The organism is Burkholderia sp. Se-20378 (assembly GCF_017104665.1).
GTDB lineage: Bacteria > Pseudomonadota > Gammaproteobacteria > Burkholderiales > Burkholderiaceae > Burkholderia > Burkholderia lata.
The window spans coordinates 1-5,796 of record NZ_JAAGPG010000509.1 but is presented as its reverse complement, the minus strand read 5'-3'; the positions used below and the strand labels follow the sequence as shown (position 1 = coordinate 5,796).

Here is a 5,796-nt window from a genome sequence, read left to right as displayed (position 1 = left end):
ACGATGAGCGAAGCGACCATGAATGGCCATCCGGTTGCGCCGTGCGGCGTGCGCACTGGTGAACCCCGCTTGCTGGCGGACATCGGCGGCACGCACGCGCGCTTCGCGCTGGAGACCGCGCTCGGCGGGATCGGCGACGTGCGCGTCTATCGATGCCGCGCCCATGCCGGTGTGGACGACGCGGTGCGCGCGTTCCTGCGCGACGAGGGCGGCGTGCGGGTGCGCGACGCGGCGATCGCGATCGCCAATCCCGTGGACGGCGACATGGTCAGCATGACCAATCATGACTGGCGCTTCTCGATCGACGCGACGCGCCGCGCGCTCGGATTCGACACGCTGCGCGTCTTCAACGACTTCGCGGCGCTGGCGATGGCCGTGCCGCATCTGTCCGCGGGACAACGGCGGCAGGTCGGCGGCGGGCACGCGGCGCCCGCGGGTACGATCGGCGTGCTCGGCGCCGGAACGGGGCTGGGCGTCTCGGCACTTGTGCGCGCGGGCGATGCATGGGTGCCGTTGTCGGGCGAGGGCGGGCATGTGTCGTTTGCGCCTGCCGACGCACGCGAGGCCGACGTGCTGCACTACGCGCGGGCGCGCTGGCCGCACGTATCTTTCGAGCGGCTGGTCGCCGGGCCCGGCATCGCGGTGATTCACGCGGCGCTCGCGGCGCGCGACGGCTACGACGTGCCCGAGGCCGACGCAGCCGACACGGCCGCCATCATCGATCGTGCGCTCGACGGCGACGCACGCAGCGTGGCGACCCTGGAGTGCTTCTGCGGCATGCTCGGCACGTTCGCGGGCAATCTGGCTCTGACCATCGGCGCGACCGGCGGCATTCATATCGGGGGTGGCGTCGTGCCGCGCCTCGGTGCATGGTTCGATGCGTCGCCGTTTCGTGCCCGCTTCGAGGCGAAGGGGCGCTTTGCCGGTTATCTCGCGAAGATTCCGACTTTCGTGATCACCGCACCGCATCCGGCCTTCGTCGGCGTGTCGCGCCTGCTCGCCCGCGCGTTGGGCGAGGCCGGCTGACGCGTTGCACCGGCCGCCGAGCCCTGGCGCGAAGGTTGCCTTCCCGACGCCCATCGATCGGATGGACGCTCGCGTTGCCGCGCATGTTCGTCCTGTTGCATGTCGGTCGACCGTGCCGCCGTCGCGGGCAACACGCGCGTGCAGTGGCCGCGCCGCCATGATCGGCCTGTGTGGCTGTCACTTGCCTGTCTGAAACGTGTCGGCATGCTGAAAGAAATCCGGCGGTGCGCGACGCCGGCTTATGGAATACGCCGACTGGAAGTTGTCCCGGAACTCATTTACTTTTAGAACAGTGTCGCCTACGCGTCGGGCGTTCCGGAGGAGTCGTGACCACGTTCCAGAAGGTGTGGCAGTTGCTCGTCGGAAAGCCGCTCGACCCGCTCGATCCGCGCACGCGGCATGCGATCGCGGTGACGCCGCTGCTGGCCTGGGTCGGGCTCGGCGCCGACGGCCTGTCGTCGTCGTGCTACGGCCCGGAAGAAGCGTTCCTCGCGCTGGCGCACCACACGCCGCTCGCGCTGTTCCTCGCGCTCGCGACCGCGGCGACCGTGTTCATCATCGCGCTCGGCTACAACCAGGTGATCGAGCTGTTCCCGACGGGCGGCGGCGGCTATCGCGTCGCGACGTCGCTGCTCGGCTCGAAGCCGGGGCTCGTGTCGGGTGCGGCGCTGCTGGTCGACTACGTGCTGACCGTCGCGACGTCGCTCGCGAGCGGCGTCGACGCGTTCTTCAGCCTGCTGCCGGTGAGCGCGCAGGCGTTCAAGCTCACGACCGAGATCGTGCTGATCCTGCTGATGACGGGGCTCAATTTCCGCGGGATGCGTGAATCGATCATGGTGCTGCTGCCGATCTTCATCGGTTTCGTGATCCTGCACTTCGCGCTGATCGTGTACGGCGTCGCCGTGCACGGCAGCAACCTCGCGATGATCGTGCCCGATGCCGTGCACGAGGCGCACGGGATGTCGCAGTCGCTCGGCGTATTCGTGATGCTCGCGCTGCTGATGCGCGCGTTCTCGCTCGGCGGCGGTACCTATACGGGCCTCGAGGCCGTGTCGAACAACGTGAACATGCTCGCCGATCCGCGCGTGCCGAACGGCAAGGTGACGATGTGGTACATGTCGACGTCGCTCGCGTTCACGGCCGGCGGCATCATCCTGCTGTACATGCTGTGGCACGCACGGCCCGTCGAAGGCGAGACGCTCAACGCGGTCGTGTTCGGCAGCGTGATCGACCATCTCGGGCTCGGTTCGGCGTTCGCGCGCCACGCATTGCTCGCGGCCGTGCTCGCGTTCGAGGCCGGGCTGCTGATGGTCGGCGCGCAGACGGGCTTCCTCGACGGCCCGGCCGTGCTGTCGAACATGGCGTCGGATTCATGGGTGCCGCGCCATTTCCGCGACCTGTCGGGGCGCCTCGTGCGGCAGAACGGCATCATCGTCGTCGGGCTGTCGAGCCTGCTGATCCTCTTGTGGACGCACGGCAGCGTCGACGTGCTCGTCGTGCTGTACAGCATCAACGTGTTCCTCACGTTCAGCCTGTCGCTGCTCGGGCTGTGCACGTACTGGTGGCGCCATCGTCGCGAACAGGGCTGGTTCAAGCACTTCTTCCTGTCGGCGCTCGGGCTGAGCGTGACGGCGACCGTGCTCGTCATCACGCTGATCGAGAAGTTCACGGCGGGCGGCTGGCTCACGGTGCTCGTGACGAGCGCGGTGATCGCGCTGTGCTTCATGATCAACCGCCACTACGCCTATACGCGCCTGCAGCTCGCCAAGGAAGACGAACTGTTCTCGGGCAAGCCGCCCGAGATCGACGAAGCCGACGCGCCGGGCAAGCCCGACCCGTTGCAGCCGACGGCCGTGCTGCTGGTCGGCAAGCATCGCGGCGCGAGCATGCACGCGCTGCTGTGGGTCAACCGGCTGTTTCCCGGGCACTTCCGCAACGTGATCTTCCTCGCGGTCGGCGAAGTCGACGCGAAGGCGTACGACGGTCACGAACATCTCGAGCGGCTGCGCCATACGATCACCGATTCGCTCGACTACTATGTCGCGCACTGCCGCCGCCACGGCATCGCGGCCGACTACCGGATCGCGTTCGGCACGAATCCCGTCGTCGAATTCATGAACCTCGCGTCGTCGACGCTCGACGAGTACCCGAACTCGGTGTGCTTCGCGAGCAAGCTGATCTTCCGGCGCGTGAATTTCCTCACGGCCTGGCTGCACAACCAGACGCCCGTCGAGCTGCAGGCGCGCCTGCATGTCGAGGGCAAGCAGATGGTGTTGTTGCCGATGAATGTCGGGTAGCGGTCGGGCAAAGCGGCTCACCTGGCGGATGAAAACGATTCAACCTGACGTATCGCGTCAGATCGTAAGCAATGGAAAACAATTCGCCGGTTTCGTCGGAAAGATTTGGTAAGATTCGCGCGCTTCGAATCAACAACAAATCCTTTCCGAGAGACTTCATGACGATCGCCGCCACGACTGCCACCCGTTTCCTGCGCCACGGCGCGCGCGCATTGTCCGCCACCGTGCTCGCGGGCTTCGCCGCCGCGTCCTTTGCGCAGACCGTATCGCCAGGCATCTGGCACGACGACACCGCGTACACACTGAACGGCAAGCCGCTGCCGCAAGGCGCCGATTCGATGCCGGACCAGTGCCTGACCGATGCGGATGCGAAAAACCTGCGCAAGACGATGGCCGCCCGCCTGCAGCGTGACAACGTCCACTGCACGATCACGAACTGGGACTACGCGGGCACGACGCTGAAGGTCGCGCTGTCCTGCGCGAACGAACAGGGGCGCGGCAACGGCACGGTGACGGGCGCCGTCACGCCGACGAGCTACGACCTGAAGGGGCAACTGCACGGGCAGCACGCACAGGCCGGCGCGTACACGCTTGCGTGGACGTGGCGCGGCAAGCGCGTGGGCGACTGCAAGTAACGGGGAGAAGCGGCGCGCATCACACGGTGCGTGCCGCACCCGTCGGCGCATTCGCCACGGGATTGCGGCCATTCAGGGTCGGCGCGCTTGAATACATCACAATGTGATATAAAATCAAGGCAGGCCTTGGTGGTATCCGGCCTTTACGCCACAAACGAACCCGGCCGCGCGACGCGCGCATCGTGCCGGGCGAACGTCCGGTTCAGAAGAACGGGCGGCGCTTACGCGCAGCGGGATGGCCACCGGGCCTCGCCGCGACCGGCGGCACGATGCGCCGTACGGTTCGCGGCGACGACAAGGGGAAATGACGATGCTGATCACGTTTCGATCCTCCGCCGCACCCGATATCGTGATGTTGCGCGACCTGGCGCAGTATCTGCTGGGGCTGGTCGGCAAGGGGCTCGACGTCCGCGGCGTGATTTCCACCGACGAGCTGCCGGGTGCGATCGCGCGGCTCGAACAGGCCATCAGGGACGATGCGGCGCGCGAACGCGCACACGAGCATTCGACGCAGGCGCTGCGCGACGAGGTGTCGCCGCATGCGGGCGGGCTCGCGCAGCGCGCGTGGCCGCTGCTGGACATGATGCGTGCGGCTCACGAACAGGGGCGGCACGTGATGTGGGGCGTGTAGGCGCGCATCGCGCGTCGCGCCCGCGGTACCGGACCTCCGCTGGAAGGCCGGCGGCATGCACGTCGTTCGACGCGCGGCCGCCGGCCGATTTTTATGCGCGGTGCGGTCGCGTGATGACGCGATTACGGATGATGATGCGGATGCGAGCGTGACGAGCGTCGCGCGGGCCGGTGCAGCAGCCTGTCGCGCGTGCGGTCGCGGCCGCGCCCGGCCGTGAAGAACAGTACCGCGAACACGAGGAGCGCGAGCAGCAAGAGCGTCTGGACGATACTGTGTTCCATGTCGCCTCCAGCATGACGAAGGACGAAGGGCGCCGCGGCTGGCCGTCAGCCGGCGGGCATGAACGTGCCGGCGAGCATCGTGTCGATGAAACGCTTGGCCAGCGCGATCGAGATCCTGAGCGCGTCCGCGTCGTTGCGGAACACGTGATGTTTCGGGTCGAGCAGATGCGCCTCGTGGCATCCGCTGGCGTCGCGCCACACCACGACGGCGAGCGGCTCGTACAGCGCGCCGAGTTCGAGCCCTTCGCCGGCCACCGGGTCGACGAGCGCGACTGCGCGAATCCCGCACTGGCGATAGGTCAGGCAGAGCGGCGAAGCCATGACGGCCTCCGTGTCGGGCGCCGGTCGTTCCGACCCCGCACGGCGCGTGATCGGACGAATGGGCGCCGGCCCGTGTTCACGTCAGCATCGGCATCGCTTCGATCAGCACGATGCCCAGCAACGCGCCGAGCGCGGCGCCGACCAGCTTCGGATGCCACCGTTCGAGATGCAGCGCCGTCAGCAGCGCGCCGAACAGGATCACGCCCAGCAGCGCGAACGCGATCACGAGGTAGCCCATTTCGAAGTCGCTATTGATCAGCATGATGTCTCCTTCCCCATGTCGGCGTGTCGCGTTCGGCGGAGTGGTGTTCCGCCGACGTCGCACGCACGGATGATCTGCCTGAATTATATATCACAACGTGATACAAAAGACACGCTAGCCCCGAGCAGGATGCACCAGGGCGGTAATGGCGGCGCGGCACGTGTGGCCGGCTCGCCGCATCGCGCGCAGCTTCGCCGCCGCGCGGCTTGACGCTCGCCGGCACGTCACCCACACTGGTTCGCACGACGGGCACGCGGCGTGCGGGTTGTCGCGTGCGCGTCTTGCGGATCGAACCATTCGCGCCGGCACACAACCGTGGCGCCCGGCAATGAACGCGCGGAGA

General features: G+C 67.4%; 6 protein-coding genes and 1 pseudogene. 4 read left to right on the top strand and 3 right to left on the bottom strand.

The genetic code is table 11. From position 1 onward, the window contains the following. Nucleotides 1-18 precede the first annotated feature (18 nt). From G3N93_RS32480 to G3N93_RS32465, 4 genes and pseudogenes are all read left to right on the top strand, one after another. Nucleotides 19-1,011: pseudogene (locus G3N93_RS32480) on the top strand (glucokinase); the annotation flags it as partial. A 341-nt stretch (nucleotides 1,012-1,352) separates the two neighbouring features. Then, on the top strand, nucleotides 1,353-3,323 hold the full coding sequence (locus G3N93_RS32475; RefSeq protein WP_174938276.1) for an APC family permease: 1,971 nt from the start codon (nucleotides 1,353-1,355) through the stop codon (nucleotides 3,321-3,323). 158 nt (nucleotides 3,324-3,481) lie between these two features. Further along, nucleotides 3,482-3,958 (top strand): DUF3617 family protein, encoded by a 477-nt coding sequence (locus tag G3N93_RS32470; RefSeq protein WP_241026783.1) that lies wholly within the window; start codon nucleotides 3,482-3,484, stop codon nucleotides 3,956-3,958. A gap of 310 nt (nucleotides 3,959-4,268) precedes the next feature. Beyond that, the gene (locus G3N93_RS32465; RefSeq protein ID WP_174944856.1) at nucleotides 4,269-4,589 is read left to right on the top strand and encodes a DUF1840 domain-containing protein; all 321 of its coding nucleotides are present in this window, start codon (nucleotides 4,269-4,271) and stop codon (nucleotides 4,587-4,589) included. 122 nt (nucleotides 4,590-4,711) lie between these two features. On the opposite strand, the gene G3N93_RS32460 is transcribed toward G3N93_RS32465, so the two are convergent. The 3 genes from G3N93_RS32460 to G3N93_RS32450 all read right to left on the bottom strand — a co-directional run bounded on the left by G3N93_RS32460 (nucleotide 4,712) and on the right by G3N93_RS32450 (nucleotide 5,453). Further along, nucleotides 4,712-4,870: a hypothetical protein gene (locus tag G3N93_RS32460; protein ID WP_206134796.1), complete on the bottom strand. Its 159-nt coding sequence runs from the start codon at nucleotides 4,868-4,870 to the stop codon at nucleotides 4,712-4,714. A gap of 45 nt (nucleotides 4,871-4,915) precedes the next feature. Next, on the bottom strand, nucleotides 4,916-5,191 hold the full coding sequence (locus tag G3N93_RS32455) for a hypothetical protein (protein ID WP_011356160.1): 276 nt from the start codon (nucleotides 5,189-5,191) through the stop codon (nucleotides 4,916-4,918). A gap of 76 nt (nucleotides 5,192-5,267) precedes the next feature. Then, the gene (locus tag G3N93_RS32450; protein WP_011356159.1) at nucleotides 5,268-5,453 is read right to left on the bottom strand and encodes a hypothetical protein; all 186 of its coding nucleotides are present in this window, start codon (nucleotides 5,451-5,453) and stop codon (nucleotides 5,268-5,270) included. Nucleotides 5,454-5,796 lie beyond the last annotated feature (343 nt).